The sequence below is a fragment of the Gluconobacter oxydans DSM 3504 genome (genome assembly GCF_000583855.1).
GTDB classification, from domain to species: domain Bacteria; phylum Pseudomonadota; class Alphaproteobacteria; order Acetobacterales; family Acetobacteraceae; genus Gluconobacter; species Gluconobacter oxydans.
Window position 1 is genome coordinate 1,585,001 of the sequence record NZ_CP004373.1, and the last position, 17,487, is coordinate 1,602,487.

The 17,487-nt window shown below is 53.4% G+C and carries 10 protein-coding genes, 1 tRNA gene and 2 rRNA genes (1 of these 13 running past the window's edge); 4 read left to right on the forward strand and 9 right to left on the reverse strand.

From position 1 onward, the window contains the following. From GLS_RS07100 to GLS_RS07110, 3 genes are all read left to right on the forward strand, one after another. Positions 1-2,306 (forward strand): 23S ribosomal RNA (locus tag GLS_RS07100) (it extends 430 nt beyond the left edge of the window). A gap of 82 nt (positions 2,307-2,388) precedes the next feature. Further along, positions 2,389-2,503: ribosomal RNA gene (rrf, locus tag GLS_RS07105) — 5S ribosomal RNA — on the forward strand. Positions 2,504-2,556: 53 nt separating this feature from the next. Next, positions 2,557-2,633, forward strand: a tRNA-Met gene (locus tag GLS_RS07110). A gap of 219 nt (positions 2,634-2,852) precedes the next feature. Here the strand turns inward: GLS_RS07110 and nagB are convergent. The 3 genes from nagB to GLS_RS07125 form a co-directional block, all read right to left on the reverse strand. Then, entirely contained in the window at positions 2,853-3,596 is a 744-nt protein-coding gene (gene nagB / locus GLS_RS07115) for a glucosamine-6-phosphate deaminase (RefSeq protein WP_041111695.1), read from the reverse strand. Between the two features lie 127 nt (positions 3,597-3,723). Continuing rightward, on the reverse strand, positions 3,724-4,257 hold the full coding sequence (locus GLS_RS07120) for an MFS transporter (protein ID WP_226986538.1): 534 nt from the start codon (positions 4,255-4,257) through the stop codon (positions 3,724-3,726). Positions 4,258-4,369: 112 nt separating this feature from the next. Further along, positions 4,370-4,579, reverse strand: coding sequence for a transcriptional regulator domain-containing protein (locus GLS_RS07125; RefSeq protein ID WP_041111696.1), 210 nt, complete (start codon positions 4,577-4,579; stop codon positions 4,370-4,372). Between the two features lie 157 nt (positions 4,580-4,736). Here GLS_RS07125 and GLS_RS13115 point away from each other — a divergent pair, with 157 nt between their 5' ends. Then, positions 4,737-4,934, forward strand: coding sequence for a helix-turn-helix domain-containing protein (locus GLS_RS13115; protein WP_226986672.1), 198 nt, complete (start codon positions 4,737-4,739; stop codon positions 4,932-4,934). Positions 4,935-5,020: 86 nt separating this feature from the next. Here the strand turns inward: GLS_RS13115 and GLS_RS13120 are convergent, their stop codons facing one another. The 6 genes from GLS_RS13120 to GLS_RS07155 form a co-directional block, all read right to left on the reverse strand. Next, positions 5,021-7,558: a DEAD/DEAH box helicase gene (locus GLS_RS13120; RefSeq protein WP_080691911.1), complete on the reverse strand. Its 2,538-nt coding sequence runs from the start codon at positions 7,556-7,558 to the stop codon at positions 5,021-5,023. Beyond that, the gene (locus GLS_RS07135; protein ID WP_041111698.1) at positions 7,558-8,529 is read right to left on the reverse strand and encodes a HamA C-terminal domain-containing protein; all 972 of its coding nucleotides are present in this window, start codon (positions 8,527-8,529) and stop codon (positions 7,558-7,560) included. The genes GLS_RS13120 and GLS_RS07135 overlap by 1 nt, the downstream gene beginning before the upstream one ends. A gap of 165 nt (positions 8,530-8,694) precedes the next feature. Next, positions 8,695-9,846, reverse strand: coding sequence for a tyrosine-type recombinase/integrase (locus tag GLS_RS07140; protein WP_041111699.1), 1,152 nt, complete (start codon positions 9,844-9,846; stop codon positions 8,695-8,697). A 365-nt stretch (positions 9,847-10,211) separates the two neighbouring features. Next, a complete protein-coding gene (locus GLS_RS07145) occupies positions 10,212-12,860 on the reverse strand; it encodes a hypothetical protein (RefSeq protein ID WP_041111700.1) in 2,649 nt (882 codons plus the stop codon). Next, positions 12,857-15,085, reverse strand: coding sequence for an MGH1-like glycoside hydrolase domain-containing protein (locus GLS_RS07150; protein ID WP_041111701.1), 2,229 nt, complete (start codon positions 15,083-15,085; stop codon positions 12,857-12,859). Before GLS_RS07150 ends, GLS_RS07145 begins: the two co-directional genes overlap by 4 nt. After that, on the reverse strand, positions 15,082-17,487 hold the full coding sequence (locus GLS_RS07155) for a beta-glucosidase family protein (RefSeq protein ID WP_052327508.1): 2,406 nt from the start codon (positions 17,485-17,487) through the stop codon (positions 15,082-15,084). Before GLS_RS07155 ends, GLS_RS07150 begins: the two co-directional genes overlap by 4 nt.

Genomic DNA, 17,487 nt, shown 5'->3' on the forward strand with positions numbered 1-17,487 from the left:
AGCGAACAAGTACCGTGAGGGAAAGGTGAAAAGCACCCCGATGAGGGGAGTGAAAGAGACCTGAAACCGGACGCCTACAAGCAGTCGGAGCCTCTTATGGGGTGACGGCGTACCTTTTGTATAATGGGTCAGCGAGTTTCTGTTTGCAGCGAGCTTAAGCCGTTAGGTGTAGGCGTAGCGAAAGCGAGTCTGAATAGGGCGAATGAGTTGCTGGCAGAAGACCCGAAACCGAGTGATCTAGCCATGGCCAGGCTGAAGGTGCGGTAACACGCACTGGAGGGCCGAACCCACGCCTGTTGAAAAAGTCGGGGATGAGCTGTGGCTAGGGGTGAAAGGCCAATCAAACTCGGAGATAGCTGGTTCTCCGCGAAATCTATTGAGGTAGATCGTCGGGTGTTTACCCTGGGGGGTAGAGCACTGGATGGGCTAGGGGGGCCCAAAGCCTTACCAAACCTAACCAAACTCCGAATACCCAGGAGTATAGCCCGGCAGACAGACAGTGGGTGCTAAGGTCCATTGTCGAGAGGGAAACAGCCCAGACCACCAGCTAAGGCCCCTAAATCGTGGCTAAGTGGGAAAGGATGTGGGGATTCCAAAACAACCAGGAGGTTGGCTTAGAAGCAGCCATCCTTTAAAGAAAGCGTAATAGCTCACTGGTCTATTAGAAACCCTGCGCCGAAAATGTAACGGGGCTCAAGCCACGTGCCGAAGCTGTGGGTGCATTCTTTGAATGCGCGGTAGCGGAGCGTTCCGTAAGTCTGCGAAGGAGACGGGGTGACCCTCTCTGGAGATATCGGAAGTGCGAATGCTGACATGAGTAGCGACAAACAGTGCGAGAAACACTGTCGCCGAAAGTCCAAGGGTTCCTGCGCAAGGTTAATCCACGCAGGGTGAGCCGGCCCCTAAGGCGAGGGCGAGAGCCGTAGTCGATGGGAACCAGTTGAATATTACTGGGCCTGCCAGAAGTGACGAATGAGAGATGTTGTCTGTCCTTAACGGATTGAACAGGCTTTTCAATCATTCCAGGAAATAGCTCTGGCGTATAGACCGTACCCGAAACCGACACAGGTGGACTGGTAGAGAATACCAAGGCGCTTGAGAGAACGATGCTGAAGGAACTAGGCAAATTGCTCGTGTAACTTCGGGATAAACGAGACCCGCTCGTGGGCAACCATGGACGGGTGGCACAGACCAGGGGGTAGCGACTGTTTAGTAAAAACACAGGGCTCTGCGAAATCGTGAGATGACGTATAGGGCCTGACGCCTGCCCGGTGCCGGAAGGTTAAGAGGAGGTGTGCAAGCACTGAATTGAAGCCCCGGTAAACGGCGGCCGTAACTATAACGGTCCTAAGGTAGCGAAATTCCTTGTCGGGTAAGTTCCGACCTGCACGAATGGCGTAACGACTTCCCCACTGTCTCCAGCATCGACTCAGCGAAATTGAATTCCCCGTGAAGATGCGGGGTACCCGCGGTCAGACGGAAAGACCCTATGAACCTTTACTGCAGCTTTGCAGTGGCATCAGAGACATTCTGTGTAGGATAGGTCGGAGGCTTTGAAACCCAGGCGCCAGCTTGGGTGGAGCCATCCTTGAAATACGACCCTGAATTTTTCTGATGTCTAACCGAGACCAGTAAGCCTGGTCCGGGACCCTGCATGGTGGGCAGTTTGACTGGGGCGGTCGCCTCCCAAAGTGTAACGGAGGCGCGCGATGGTGGGCTCAGGCCGGTCGGAAACCGGCTGTCGAGTGCAATGGCATAAGCCCGCCTGACTGTGAGAGTGACAGCTCGATCAGAGACGAAAGTCGGCCATAGTGATCCGGTGGTCCCACGTGGACGGGCCATCGCTCAACGGATAAAAGGTACTCTAGGGATAACAGGCTGATCTCCCCCAAGAGTCCACATCGACGGGGAGGTTTGGCACCTCGATGTCGGCTCATCACATCCTGGGGCTGGAGCAGGTCCCAAGGGTTCGGCTGTTCGCCGATTAAAGTGGTACGTGAGCTGGGTTTAGAACGTCGTGAGACAGTTCGGTCCCTATCTGCCGTGGGTGTAAGAGACTTGAGAGGATTTGTCCCTAGTACGAGAGGACCGGGATGAACATACCTCTGGTGCACCGGTTGTCACGCCAGTGGCACAGCCGGGTAGCTAAGTATGGACGGGATAACCGCTGAAAGCATCTAAGCGGGAAACCCACCTCAAAACGAGGTCTCATAGAGCCGTGACAGACCATCACGTTGATAGGCCGGGTGTGAAAGTGCAGTAATGCATGCAGCTAACCGGTCCTAATCGCTCATACTTCTCACTCCAAAACACATGCACAGAAATCAGCCACACACTTCAAACGCACCAACCACCACCCTCTCTCAAAAGACAGGGTGGGCTGGAAGACCTGGTGGCCATTGCGAGGGCCCTACACCCGATCCCATCCCGAACTCGGCCGTGAAATCCCTCAGCGCCTATGATACTGCACCTTAAGGTGCGGAAAAGTCGGTCGCCGCCAGGTCCCCCAGCCTACCCAACACCACACCAAATCCCCCAACATCAACCAAACACCACCGCGGGGTGGAGCAGCCCGGTAGCTCGTCAGGCTCATAACCTGAAGGCCGCAGGTTCAAATCCTGCCCCCGCAACCATAGATCCCTGCACCAGGTGCCTGAAACCCCCACGAAACCAACAGGTTCGTGGGGGTTTTCGCGTTTGAAGGCCGGGGGGAGGAGAGCTGTTTAGTCCAAGAGACTCACGGCGAAGCTTCAAATCAGGGGCGATCATATCGCTCAGATAACCTACTTTAGATGTTAGCGTACTCTCAGAGCGGGCTTCTTGCGTTTTAGCATTCAAAAAAACGGACAGTGTCATCTCGTTGTCCGCTTCCAGTCACTGGCTGCGGCTTTGTCCAGAATGATCGTGGCGTTGTCATGAAGACGGATTGCGGAGGCACTTACGGTCTCGCTTATAGGGCCGTTCAGAGCTTCATTGACGATTGCCGCCTTTCCTTCTCCGACAGCGACCAGCACAAGGCGCCTCGCATCAAGGATCGTGCCCACTCCCATGGTCAGGGCGCGAGGGGGGACACGGTCCGGATCGTTGCCGAACATGCCGCTGTTCTGACGTCGTGTGACCTCATCGAGATGTACAACCCGTGTCCGGCTGTCGAACGCTGAGGGGGGCTCGTTGAAACCAATATGACCGGTCTCGCCAATGCCCAGGAGTTGCAGGTCAATGCCACCTGCCGCATGGATAGCCGCTTCATAACGCGTACATTCCACTTCCAGATCCGGTGCAATGCCGTTCGGAACATGCGCCCGATTTGCCTGCATATTCACATGAGCGAACAGATGATCCTGCATGTAGTGATGGTATGAATTCGGATCCGTAGGCGCCAGGTCAACATATTCGTCCAGATTGAAAGAGGTGGTACCGGAAAAATCCAGTGCGCCTATCTCATGCTTCTGCACCAGAATCTGGTAGATATTTTCCATTGTACGGCCCGTTGCCAAGCCGAGAACAGGTGTGGGAGATCTGCGGATCTCATCCGTGATCATATCGGCGGCGCACTGGAAGGCCTGCTCGGGGCTGTCGGTGACAATGACATTCATGGGGTGCATCAATCCTGTATGACGTATCACGCTCGGCGCTCTGAATTGGTCCAGAATTTTATGACCTGAAATCTGCCGTCAAGCATGTTGTGCTTGCGCAGGAAGTGCCTGTTATCAGGAGGTGACATCATGGTTTCTGATCCAGAGGTAGGAGGCCAGTCTGACCATAACGTCGCGCATAGATCAGCAGGGCAAGATAGGATGGCAGAACAAGCAGTGCGAACATCGCCTGAAACCCGATCACGGGTTTCAGGGCCACATAAATCTGCGGAATGACGGCCCCGCCGCTATACGCCATGACAAGCAGTGCGGACGCCAGAGGCGTCCATGAACCTGCGCCACGGATCGCAATCGGGAAGATTGTGGGCATCAGCATGGCGTTGGCAGCTCCGAGGAGAGCCACGCAGAGTACAGAAACATAGCCATGCGTCAGGAAGGCTGTGATTGTGAGCATCCCTCCCAGAATGCAGGCCAGTTCCATGAGCCGTTCCTGTGTCAGGATGCGTGGAACAATCACAAAACCGGCCACGTATCCCCCCAGCATTGCGGTGAGGGTCAGAGAGGTGAAGAAGCGGGTCTGGCTGAGCGGCAAACCAAAGCCCTGCCCATAAGTGCCGATGGCATCCCCTGCCATGACTTCAATGCCCACATACAGGAACATGGCGACAATTCCGAAGATCAGATGTGGCCGGAAAATACGCCCATTACTTTCCCGTGGCCCCTGCAGGGCCGGCGCCTGAAGATCGGGTAGGCGGGTGACGGGTATTTCCGGGTTATGTGGGAAAACGTATCCTCCAGCGCTGGCAGAAGGTATCCCATTCCGCGTTGGGATTGGATGCGCCTGCTGAGATCAATCGCGCTGTCTCGGCATGATCTTTGCGATAGGTCGTCCAGCGCCGCATGAAGGCCCCGGCGAAACCGGCTTCATCCAGGCGTTTGAGGGCGGCACGGTCGGTCTCAGACTGCCAGACGTCGAGCGGCATGGGGCGGCCTCCCCGGATCAGGTCCGTTTGTCGCTGATTTTGTGAGAAGCCGAGGATTTCAGAAACGGAACGAGCCTGCATAGAGCAAAGGCCGCATCACGTAACCGCATGATTCACTTCATGAAAGTGATAACAGGCTCATGATCTACGGGAGATTCTGGCAGCAAACCTTAAACGATACCGGCGTGAACGCGGGGTGTCGCAGGAAGAGCTTGCCCATCTTGCTGATATTGACCGGACCTATATCAGCTCGTTAGAGCGGTGCCAGTATGCGGCTTTCATTGAGGTGGTTGATCGACTAGCAAAGGCGTTGGGAGTGCAAGCGGCTGATCTTTTGGTGCAAATATCGCTCTGATCATTCGCGAATTAAATTATCTAAAAAATAATTATGCAGATAATCTGAGGTCTCTGAAAATATATAAAGGGATAAAGTGAAATAAATTAATGCGCAAGTAATAGTATTGCCCTTACTTCTGAAAGTAGAAGCGGGGATAGGCCAAAAGATTCTAAAGGTCGCGTTCGTAGCCAGTGTAATGCACCACTGACGTCAAGGTCCTTCCGCGCTGATAAAGCATTTAATTTCATAGCTGTAACGCGAGATAGGCCAAGAGAAATGAAACTTATCATAGTTTTATCAGATGCACCAATCTCCAAATATAGAGGCAAGGACGGGATGCTTGATGCCAAGTCTATTAATCCTGCCTTATCTAGGGCATAAGTTAAAAGGGTATTATAGCAGCCGAAAAGACGAACTGCCTGAAACCGAATATCATTTTCGATCAGTTTAAGAGTATCTCGAATAGTTGTCCGGATAATTTTTTGTGGTGACCGTTTGATTTGGTCATCAATTATTTGAGATAATGATGTCCCAAGCATCCATTTACGTGCAATAAGAGCATGGAACCGATAAATTTTTATTTTCGATGTATCGTGATCAAGTAGAGATTGATAACATATCTCTAAAATAGCTTCATAAGATTTATATGCGTCGCTTTCGCGCGGATGCTTAGGAATGAGAATCTTAGCAGAGGCAGAGCTATGAGAAATATAATTGTTTAATATATCAAGTAGTCTTTGTTGTTTATGAACAGAGATGCCTGGGTTTTTTCTCACAATAGACGGAGGTATAGTAATTTTTTGTTCTGCTAATGTTAATGCATCAAAAATAGTTTTAAACTCGATAGTGTCTTCAGTGATACCTAGACGAGTTAATGTTCTATCTAAATTTCCCCTCATATGGTCCGAAAATAGACGAACAAATACTGTTTCAAAATTTTCAGTATCAGTGATTTTTCCCACTGAATCATCGTTGATGACACTTAATAGGATATCTTCATGGTTCTTTATTGTGTTTTCAATTGCGGGGACAATTATGGAATCTTTAGGACCATCTAATGGTTTTTTCTTCCAGTTATCGTAATCAATTAGAAAAATATTACCTTGGAATTCGCGCAGCAGTCTTCCGGCACGTCCTGCCAAATTCCAAAAATCCGTTGATTCTATCGCCTTCCTACGTCCTCGTTCCGGAGAGCAAAGGAAGATATTTTTTGCAGGTAGGTTAACTCCCTGTAAAAGGGTGCTTGTGCAAATGAGATAATCAATTTGCCCATTAGAAACTGCATCTTCAACTGCCCGTCTTAGATGGGTTGGTATGTTCGAGTAATGAAAAGCGATCCCTTTCTTTACGCATTCTACCAATATGTAGTTCGGATGTACGGTCTCTTTGGCTAATTCCGAGAGTGCCAAAAGAGACTCCTTGTCTGGCCGATCTATAAAAAGATCCATTAATAAAATAGCAATATTTTCGGCCTCAGCCGCGCCGTTCGCGTAAATGATGTTTGACTGACCATGTCCTAATGTTGCTGAAATATGAACCAATTTGTCAATTCGACTGGAAATATTTTGATTCAATGTCAAGTCAGCCACGTGTGAGAGCGGGCTTCTCCCATCTCCGACAGTTTGTATAGAAATTTTTCCTTTAGTTGCTGAGTCTATTTTTGTTATTAAAAAATTTTGAGCTACAGTCGGCTCGACAGATGAAAATTCCACAACATCTTTTATATCAAATAGTCTTCCAAAAACGTCTAGATTTCTAATGGTCGGACTTGCAAAAAGTATTTGAGAATTATTTTTTCTGTGAAGTAGGTCATCAATGACCCATTGTAACAGTACTCCTCTAGCGCCTTCTGAAATTGAATGGGCTTCATCAACGATTATTATATGAGCGAAAAAATTTTTATGAGCAATGAGGGCAAGTTGTACTCGCTCTTGTGTCATCACGTAGATGGCATTTTTTGGGAGTGGGGTCTCGTTATCAATGGGGATTGTTATAATTTCAGGCTTCTCTTCCTCAAAATCTCTGAATTGTTCAACAAGGTCTTCCGCTACCTGTGCAATTAATGCTCGTGTTGGGACGATGTATATAACGGAATTATTTGTATTATTTGAGAATATTGAAGAAATATAGTGTTGAAGAACAAAAGACTTTCCCGCTGAAGTAGGGGCTGCCAAAGCAATGCGTTTTTTGTTAAGTAAATTAACCCATAGAGTATGCTGAAAATCTGTTAGGTAAATATTTTTCTTATTAAAAATTACTCTTCGGCTTTCTGCAGAAGCAGCTTCTTCTGTCGCCAAAGTAAGAGGAAGATTTTTCCCAGAAGATGCGACATCTTTCCGTGTCATGATAGATGGAAAATTTCCTAACCGAGCTAGAACGACTCTTAATGCTTGGTCAAACGGAAGAGACTTTGTTCTGAAAATTTCATATGTGCATGTAGCTACGCGAAAAGCGATTTTGCGGTGTTCTTGGTTCGTTGAGCACGCAAGGATAGCGGCCGCTCTCATGAGGCGATTGGCCTCTTCAAGGTCGAGAAGTTCTGCATCAGTGCCAAGCTCTTGACGTAACCATGCCAATTGAATGCGATGAGATGCATTATGGAAAAGAGGATTTTCCCAAACTTTTTCAATTAACTCTTGCATTATTTTTTCCAGCCGATCTTGGCCTGAAATAAGTCACGAAATTCTTGTACAGAAGGAACAGGAAAGAAAAAAATCTCGATCGGACGCCCGCCTAAGCCGGCCTCATGAAGCTTTTGTGCTAATTTTGGTGCGATTTCTTTTAACTCTTTTTGCGCCAATATTATGAATTTTTCTTCTGCTTTTGTCGCATCTGCCGGTGTGATTGCAGCAAAAGCTTTGAAATCAAAACCAATCAGGCAGGTCGTGATATCATCGCGATCATTATAAGATTCATCAAATGGATCAAGATATCTTAGGAATGCTTCCCTAGCTGATCCGTTCAGACCGGAGAAATCGATATTTCTTTGTACTAAATCAATTTCGTGCTGCATTTTTTCTGGATCTAACGATTCTGATATGGAATCTACGGCAGAAGAAATCGCTGCAGTTATGTTTGAATATAATTTTGATTCACCCCAATATAAAAATATTTTCCCAGATTCTTGGCAGAATTTTGCATGGATGCCATCCGCTCCATGAACAGGCATTTCGCGGTTTGTCTTCAAAGACATTTTTGCTATTATTTGAGGCGCACCTAATATCCATTCTGTGAGCAAATATAGTAATAGCTCTCCTGCTTCACCATTGCGATTGGTCGCTTCGTTTGCGCGCTTGAATAGGTTTTTTGCGGCCTCAGAAAGCGCTGTGTATCGCGCGATAAAGTCATCTTCGCATACATTGCCATAAAGCGCACTAACAGCAGAAACTTCCTTACGAGGCATCGCAAACGCGGTTAAAAACTGCGATATAACGTTGATCAGTTCATGGACTGTAGCTTGCCCCTGACGAAATGCAGGAAAATGAAGACGAAGTGTTACGCCTGAACAGTCACAGGTAACAGTATGATCTAGACTGCGAATTCTTGGCTTGAGTTTAGAATAATCACGCTGCAATGCTGCCAAGGCGACTTCTAAATCTAAGACATCAGTCACTATGCGACTACCCGCTTATACGGCAATAAAATTAAGCTTAGGATATGCCATCATATTAATGAATGCAAACAGTCTTTGGACGGTTAACATCTGAATGGCTATCGATTTTTGCAATGTGTTTTATTTAAAATTTGAATATAATATCATAGATGTTTAACGCTTTGTTTATTTTCTGTGTTCTAAGGAAGCGTGAATAAAGTTTGCAATTTTGTTAGCCGTTACACGGATGGGATTAGTCTTGAGATGGGCGTAGCGTGCGGTGGTCTGCACCTGCGTGTGGCCCAATAACCGCCCGATCATGGTAAGGTCCGCACCAAGCTGGAGTGCATCCGAGGCGAAGGAGTGACGCAGATCGTGGATACGTAGGGTATTCAACCCAGCCCGCATGCGTATCCGTCGCCACGGTTTCTGGATGTCGGTCAGATATTGCCCGTCCACCTTCCCGGTGATGACATAGGGATTGCCCTCGATCCGGGGAATGTCCGCCAGCACGTCCAGTGCTGCCTTGCCAATGGGCACGACCTTGGCTCCGGTCTTGGAATCCGGCAGGCGCAGGACGCCCGCGCGTGCGTCCACATACTCCCATTTCAGCGTCTGGATCTCCCCAAGGCGGCAACCGGTGAGCAATAGCAGGCGAATGCAGGTTGCGGCTTCCGGCTCACCGTCCGCCTCGCGGAGCACTTTGCCCAGCCGGGCCAGTTCATCGAGTGTCAGGTAACGCTCCCGCTTCACTTCCTTGTAGCGTTTGACCTTCCAGCATGGATTGATCCCGTCTGTCCGCATGCCCCATGTGTCAGCTAGGGTGAACATGATCGACATTACGCCCAGCACCCGGTTGGCCTGATAGGGCGTTTCCTTCAGCGACTGGTGCAGTTCGACGACATCGGCGCGGGTTACGTCGATAATCTTGAGCGTTCCCAGCTTCGGGGTGATGAACAGGTCCACGCAGCGGCGATACTCGTACTGTGTCGAGGGCTTGCAATGAGAGGCGACGTGTTCGGCGAGGAACCGCTTGGCGAATTCCTTCATGGTCGCGGCGGCGCGCAGCCGGTCGCGTTGCGCGCCGGGATCGCTGCCGAGCCGGACATCTGAGAGATGCTTCATGGCCTCGGTCCGGGCCTGGTCCGGGGTGATCGGGCCATGTGGGCCAATGTTGACCCGTCGGATGCGGCCGCCCGCGCGAAACTGGGCGAGGTAGATTTTGCGACCCGAGGGATGGACCCTGAGATCGAAGCCCCGAAGCTCGTCGTCCCAGAGGAAATATTCCTTGCCGGTTCTGGCGGCGGCCTCGACGGAACGTTTCGTGATCTTGACCATGCTTTTGTCTCCAGCTGCTGGAATCAAATAGGAATCATCTGGGGGCGAAATTGGGCGATCCCGGTCAAGGAAGAGTGTATTGTGATCTGATATAAAACATCAATAAAACAGTATCTTATAGCATTAAAATCGGTGTGATGCGGCTCTGGCGAAGCTTAAAAAATGGAACTCATAACCTGAAGGCCGCAGGTTCAAATCCTGCCCCCGCAACCATAGATCCCTGCACTAGGTGCCTGAAACCCCCACGAAACCAACTGGTTCGTGGGGGTTTTCGCGTTTGAAGGCCGGGGGGGGGCGGAGAGCTGTTTAGTCCAAGAGACTCACCGCGAAGCTTCAAATCGGGGGTATCATATCGCTCAGATAACCTACTTTATTTGAGCAATCCCGTTCCATATATAGGGGGGATTCAGTAGACCGGAAGTAAATATTTTTGGGTCTAAGGATAAATCCATTGCGGGATATAGAGTATTTGCGATGGTATTGTGGACATGTAAAATGATTTTAAGGTATTTATTTGGTGTAGGGAGAATAAATGAGGCTCTATTTTCGGTACTCTTTCCTATATACGCTCCATTAACGAACAATTTCACTGTGCCTGCAATTTTTGGTAAGACTAGGTGAAGAGGTTCTTTATGAGGTCTCTTAAAATTAGATAGGTGTAGAGTATAAATGCCTATGCCGGAAAAATGCTCAAATCCCTGTTGTTCCCAGCCGCATTCAACGGCGATAGGTACCGGACGGCTCTCTGGACCGGCCTGAAAGATCCATCCGTTTTCGAGCATCTTTTTGTAAGGAGCCGGGAGGGAGACTTTATTCTTCACGGGGAAACAATGGGGTGCTGCTGTTGTCACAGATAATTCAAAAGTTGAAAGCTGACGGGGCATCAGGAAGAGGGTGAATGCCGTATTGGCGGGTACAAAAACCGGTGACATTGCCACCGCCGTATCGCATCTCCACTCTAGAAGAACTCGTTCCTGAGGTGCTGGAGCAAGTCTGGCGGTTCTTTCCTGATCTGAATCATTGAAGATAGCTATGCGTAGCAAGGAGGGCGTCAATTTTTGTAATGTAATCCTTTGGGGTTGGCCTTCAATTGACAGGAGAGGTGGGGGGAAGGTCTCTTTGATAAGGCGAGTAATTTCCGAAGTTGTGGTAACCGGCCCTTCGATGCGCCGCGTTCTGTCATTTCGGGAAGTTGTTACAGCTGCACCTGATCTGAGCAGGCGTCCTCCGGTACAGGAGAATTCTTGGAGGATAGAGAGGGTTTGAGGATCCCGGACGACGGTGACGGCTGGTAGAATGAGCGTATCGAACTGACCTGAAACCAGATGCAGCCAGCCGTTGCATACAGTGTCCTCGCGGATCTGTCTTTCGTCGATAATGGTATATTCGACGCCTGCATCCATCAATGCCTCGGCCCAGAGGCCGAAATGAACTGCGCAGTCTGGTATATTATTACCTTCCCTGAGATCTTCCAGGGGATAGAACAGAGCGACCGATCTTATAGGTGTCCCGTCTTCCAGAAATGCAGAGAGACGGGCAACTTCTTCCAGAAGGTCCGGTGCGTCGTCCCACCAGGGTTGCAGGTTGAATCCAGGTGCGAAGTCGAAACGAGGATCGGACTGGTGAGAGGGGTTCGGATGAATCGCGTCTGGCAGGAAGAGGGCATGGAGTAGAACGCGGCGTGCGCCTTGAAGGATATGACGGATCATCTGGGCGCGTAGCCGAGAGAGTGAAAGATCCCATTGTCCGTATAGTGACGGCCTGCCTGCTTCCCGTCCGGTCGAATACTGTTCGACCGTGCATCGTGTGCGGCCATGCGCGCGGGCCAGAGAGTCCCCCAGTATGGAGGAAAGCTGGGGACGGTAATCGGCGGCATCAGTGACTGTCTGGGTTCTGAAACTATCGACTTCGAAATAATCGACCCCCGGTGCGACACGGGCATCAATGCTTCCCAGGCCGCCAAGCAGTTTCCAGCCGCCGACATGGGGTAGGAGTTCATGGCCGGTGAGACCAATGTCGTGTGCATCACACCATCGTCTCAAAGTGCCGAAGAAGGCCTGATGCATCTGCCTGGAATAGATTTCGAATACGTCAGCGCGGCGGGATGCGGCTTGAAGGTCTGTGCCGTAAACCGCGTCCAGAAGGTCAGCGCAGTTTATCCCGGTATGAAGGAGGCTGTCATCCCAGAGGAGGGAATTGCGGATGGCATCGGCTTCAGTGCCTGAATTCTGGCCGTTCCATGTGTAGAAACCGGCATAGGGATGATCGAAGAAAAATGCCTCGGCTTTCGGAAAGGCGTCCTGCAAAGGTGCATAAACGCGGTCGGTAAAGCGTTCTGCTGCTTCTGGCAGAAGGTAATTGATCAGCCGGGAGGTCAGACACGTTGCTGCCACGAAGACGGCGACCTGGGTGTCGTCTGGCAGATCCGGAGCAGTGATCTGTACCGTACAGCCTGCCTCGTCCGTTTCGGAAAACGTGATCTGCGAAGGCTGAAGCGTCGTCCGGGAGGATATGATGCCACCGCCCACGATCTGCCACAGACCCCATCGGGGCTCGCCGCCATCATATGTCCAGCGTCGTCCGGCCGGGCCGAGGAAGTCCAGAAATGTGGTGTTGATGTCGGAAATCCGGAGCGTAACCTGCCCCTTCCGGAGGAGGCCGGATGTCCAGAACAGGTGCCGTTCACGGAGGTGGTCCGCGTCCTGAACGGTGCGTCCGCCTCCGTGACCCGACATCCAGCCATACTCATCGTAGATCTGGATGGTGAGTCCGTGTTCCTCGGCCAGATCCGAGACGAGACGGCACAGGGCCAGATAGTCCGGGGAAAGATAATCGGATAGCGGCATGGCAAGCCGGGCCTGCACGAGAATGCAGCCCAGCCCGGCGCGCTTCATGTCTGCGATGGCCTCGCGGCACATTTGGGGTGTGGGCAGGTGATGCCAGAACCAGAAGGCCGCCGTCCGGAAGCGGTTTTCGGGTGTCTGGAACCAGTCGGGCAAGGCTGTCGTGGTCACACCATATCCGGCGGAGTGAGATAAAGATCGAGGCGCTGCCCGGGATGGGCATGGGACAGGTCTATGTCCGGGTTCTGTGTGACAGGGAGGGATTTGCCATCCAGACGGCTTTCCACGATCCGTGCCGCATAGGCCGGACCGGGTGTCAGGACGCCCTGCTGCCCGTCAGCGGCATGGATGCGGCAGCTCAGAAGCCCCTCGCTGATCGTGAGTTCTGTCAGACGGCCTGTTCCCGTCCAGGACAGGATCTCTTCCTGTCCACGGCAGAGGATCATGCGACCCTGTGCAACGCTCAGGACGACCTGTCCGATCGGGGTGTGGATCGGGCCCAGAGTGACGTCCGCGCCCGTGTTGTGGAGTTCCCAGCCTGCCCAGGGATTGATGTCCATGACGTCCGCGACACCCAGCATCGGCAGCATTGCGCCCCAGGACAGGAACAGATCGGTATCCGGCTGGTCGTCGGCTTCGCCGGTTGTGGAGGAATAGTTTTCCGCTGCGATCCTGCGCTCCGTCCATGACTGGTTGAACAGGGCCATGCTGCGTTCAGCGAGCATCGATGCCTCGGCAAGGAAGCCGTACCGTCGCAGGCCGTGCCAGATGAAGTAATTCACGTTTGGCCAGATCCGGCCGCGCCAGTAGACGTTGTCCGCAAAGGCTGGATCATCCCGGCTGACATTCGGGATCATGTATGGGCCGCCGAAACGTTTGGGATCTGAGAGGTGACCGATCAGGGAGTGGGCCTGTTCCGGTGTGGCGGCGCGGCAGATGAGCGGAAAGAAGCTCGTGGGTCCGACACTGCGCACGAACCCGCCATGACGCTGGCGATTGGCAAAAATGCCGCGTTCACTATCCCACAGATGCTCGCGAATTTTGCTCCGGGTCTCTTCTGCCAGAGCGTCAAAGGTCTGTGCGTCTTCTATGCGTCCCAGTGCGCGTGCCATATGGGCCAGACATTCCGCATCGAGCGCCAGAGAACAGTTGAGCCCGACATCAAGCAGGGACAGCGTGCGTGTTTGTGGATCGTAGATCGCTTCGTCATGGGTCGGGGAATTATCCATGCCCGTTTCGTTGCGGGCGCCGAAATGCGTCCCCTTGTACAGGGCCTCTCCGACATCGGATGTACCGCAGGAGACAAGTCCCATGCCGTCAGGGTCACGTTCTCTGCGCCACCAGAACTGGTTGCGGGACAGGGCCTCGTAATGACATTCGAGAAAGGATCTGTCGCGATGGCGCAGATAGATCATCCACGTCATGAATGCGCCGTTGGGGGCCTGCGTCCGGTCCACCCAGCTGTCGTTCGATGTGGCGATACAGGCGAAATTGCCCTGTGGCGTGGCACTCGCCGTTGCGACGGCCATGTTCTCGCGTGCCACCTGTCCGTCGAGCAGGCCGGTCATTAAGGCTGCGTAAGTCTGGTCATTATACCAGACTGCGAATTTCCCGAGATTCCAGATCCGGCTGACGGAGGTATAGGGGCGGCGGTTGATGCCGTCATACATGGTGTTCCAGGCCATGACGTCGCGCACGGCATCCAGCGCTCCGGCGTGACGTCCGGTCTGAGCAGGCAGGGCAAGAGGATTTGGTGCGGATGAACCGTCGAGGGCAGCTCGGGCTTTTGCTACGGCCAGTTCTTCGCTGTCCGCGACGGCTGCGGCAAACCGTCCTTTGCGCATCATTTCCAGATTGAACCGTAATGCGATGACGGGGGCAGACGTGCCTCTGCTGGACGTATGGAAATAGCCGTTATCGTCGAAATCTTTTGCTGCGGCTTCCAGCGTCTCATGGGCCGTGACCTGAACGGGGGCCATGTTGCCCATCAGGGCCACATACCGATAGCCCAGCCGGATAACGGCGGCCTCTCCGTTATAGGTCACGGTGGCGCCGCACTCGGCAGACAGGCACAATGTCAGCCAGTAACGCAGTCCCCATTCCGCGAGAACCTGTCCGTCCCATGCGCCCTGCAGGCAGTAGGGATCGTCTTTTTCGTAGCGGAATGCGATTTCTGTTCCGCCATGTCGGGTCTTGAACTCCACCAGCCGTCCGTCTGTGTCATGGCAGCCGAACAGCAGGTCCTTGCCCGGCGGGAGCAGCGTCGCGCGGCGCTGACTGGTGGAATAAAGCAGGGGTGTTACATGAATACCAAGTGGCAGGAATGTCATTGCCGCCGGGCGGTCAGACCAGGTGTTCCATGCGCGGGCCGGGGGCACGGTGCTCTCAACAATCATGACGGATCCAGTTCGCTGCGATGTCCGGGTTTTCTTGCGCCACTGCGTCTGTTGGCGTCGTCAAGGATCTGTGTCAGCCGGGTTTCGTCCAGCTCAAGCCCGAATGACCAGCAAAGTGTGTCGTAAATGCCGAGGAAGGAACGGCAGCAGGGGGCAAGCCGTGTTTCGATCTCGGCGATGCTCGCGCCCGTCACATCGGCAAGCCATGTGACCAGATCGTCCTGTACGCCCGCAACCTCCAGCGCCTGTCCGGGCGGGGTGTGCAGGTTGAGCCATCGTGCTGGAGTAGCGTCTCCCGCGACATGCAGTTCCGTGACAAGGCGGATATCGCGGGAGGATGCCCCGATTTCGATGCTGACCGTTCCAGTGGGGACGGTCCAGTCCTCACGCACGGTGTCGAAATAGGCGAGATCGCGGCGGTCCAGCGTCATGTCCACGACGCGGCTTTCGCCCGCTTCCAGATGCACCGTCGCAAACCCTTTCAGGGCCCGGAGTGGATGATGGGGGAGTGCGCGGTTGGGAGCGTTCGGACTGCGCCCGAGGTAAAGCTGGCAGACTTCCCAACCGGCCCGGGTGCCGGTGTTGGAGAGTGTGAATCTGACGGTAACAGCCTCTCCTTCGGTTGCCAGTTCCAGCACGTCATAGGTGAAGGACGTGTAGGACAGGCCGTGGCCGAACGGGAAAAGAGGTTGGATCCGGCGAATGTCGAAAAAACGATATCCGACGAAAATACCTTCCCGGTACAGGTGCGTCCCCTGTTCACCGGGATATCCCAGAAAGGCCGGGCAGTCTTCCGGTCGCACAGGCCATGTGACGGACGTCTTGCCGGAAGGATTGGCATGCCCGAACAGGATATCGGCGACGGCCTGCCCAAATCCGGCCCCTGCATAGCCTGCCGAGAGGATGGCCTGCACGTTATCGGCCCATGGCAGCACGACAGCGTCCGGATGTGTCAGGACCACCACGATCCTGTCATGAATCTTCGTCAGTTCGGTAATCAGATCATCATGTGCCGGGCAAAGATTTAGATCGGGCCGGTCGGCATTTTCGCCACTGACGCAGGGCGGCGTTGAGGCAAAGATGATGACGGTTTCAGCTGTGCATGCTGCGGCAAGGGCAGCGGCCAGACGTTGCGCGTCATGGTCGCCATCCGCGCTCCAGCCAGGTTCCCAGCGGATGGATACGCCTTCAGGTGCAGTCGCTTTCAGGCACTCCAGCGGAATATCGCATTGGATGGGCCGTACAGCGGCGCTGCCCGCACCCTGGATTTCGGGTGAGACCGCGCCTGTGCCAATGACCAGCAGGCGTTCGCCGGGCTCAGGGGTGAGGGGCAGGACGTCGTTCCGGTTGCTCAGCAGAACGCAGGCGCGGGAGGCGGCCTTGCGGGCGAGGTCGTGATGGGCCGCGAAATCCGGGCGTGTGACGGGCAGTCTGCGCTGGGCATCCACGATCCGCAGGGTAAGGGCCGCGATATGGGTGCAGGCTTCGTCCAGTGTAGTTTCGGGCATACTCCCGTTCAGGACTGCGTTTTCAAGCCGTCGTCTGCGGGCGGCATTGAACGGCATATCCAGATCGTTCCCCGCCTTCAAAGCGGCGGGGAGATCCTGAATTCCGTGCCAGTCGGACATGACCGCGCCGTCATACTGCCATCGTCCGCGCAGGACACCGCGTAGGAGCCAGGGGTTCTGGGATGTCTGGATCCCGTTGAGCCGGTTGTAGGACGTCATGACCGTCCACGGACTGCTTCTGGCGATCGCACGCTCGAAGCCCAGAAGATAGAGTTCGTGCAGCGCGCGGGGTTCGACGACGGAATCCATGCTGATGCGCTCAACTTCGGAATTGTTGCACGCAAAATGCTTGAGCGATGCCCCCACGCCCCTGTCCTGAAGACCGCGGATGACGCCAGCTGCCATTTCTCCCGTCAGGACCGGGTCTTCGCTGAAATACTCGAACCCCCGACCTGCCAGCGGTGAGCGTCGCAGGTTGATCCCGGGCCCGAGCAGGATCTGGGCGCCCGCAGCACGGCATTCGATCGCCAGTGCTGTTCCGACCTCATGGGCCAGCGCGATGTCCCAGCTGTTGGCCAGAACCGAAAGTGCTGGAAAGCATGTTGCCGGCACGCTCTTGCCGAGCAGGACATTGCTGTCCCGGTTTTCCGGATCGTCCGTTGTATCAACGGCATCAAGGAACGCCCCGAGATCGGCATTCTGCGTATCTGTAGAGATCTGGTCCGGCACGACGCGCAGTCCGTTGGACCCATCGACCATCAGCAGAGAGGGCAGCCCCAGACGGGGCACGCCTGTTGTACGCCACAGGCCATTGCCACAGACGAGGTCGAGTTTTTCCGGAATCGTCATCTGCGCGACGATCGTGGCGGCTTCCCTGCCGAATGCGTGCGTCAT

Coding starts and splice junctions, on each gene's coding strand:
- nagB (WP_041111695.1), bottom strand. CDS start 3,596: ATGAATGTCATTGTCACCGACAGCCCCGAGCAGGCCTTCCAGTGCGCC.
- GLS_RS07140 (WP_041111699.1), bottom strand. CDS start 9,846: ATGGTCAAGATCACGAAACGTTCCGTCGAGGCCGCCGCCAGAACCGGC.
- GLS_RS07150 (WP_041111701.1), bottom strand. CDS start 15,085: ATGATTGTTGAGAGCACCGTGCCCCCGGCCCGCGCATGGAACACCTGG.
- GLS_RS07120 (WP_226986538.1), bottom strand. CDS start 4,257: ATGTTCCTGTATGTGGGCATTGAAGTCATGGCAGGGGATGCCATCGGC.
- GLS_RS07155 (WP_052327508.1), bottom strand. CDS start 17,487: ATGACGCACGCATTCGGCAGGGAAGCCGCCACGATCGTCGCGCAGATG.
- GLS_RS13120 (WP_080691911.1), bottom strand. CDS start 7,558: ATGCAAGAGTTAATTGAAAAAGTTTGGGAAAATCCTCTTTTCCATAAT.
- GLS_RS07125 (WP_041111696.1), bottom strand. CDS start 4,579: ATGCCGCTCGACGTCTGGCAGTCTGAGACCGACCGTGCCGCCCTCAAA.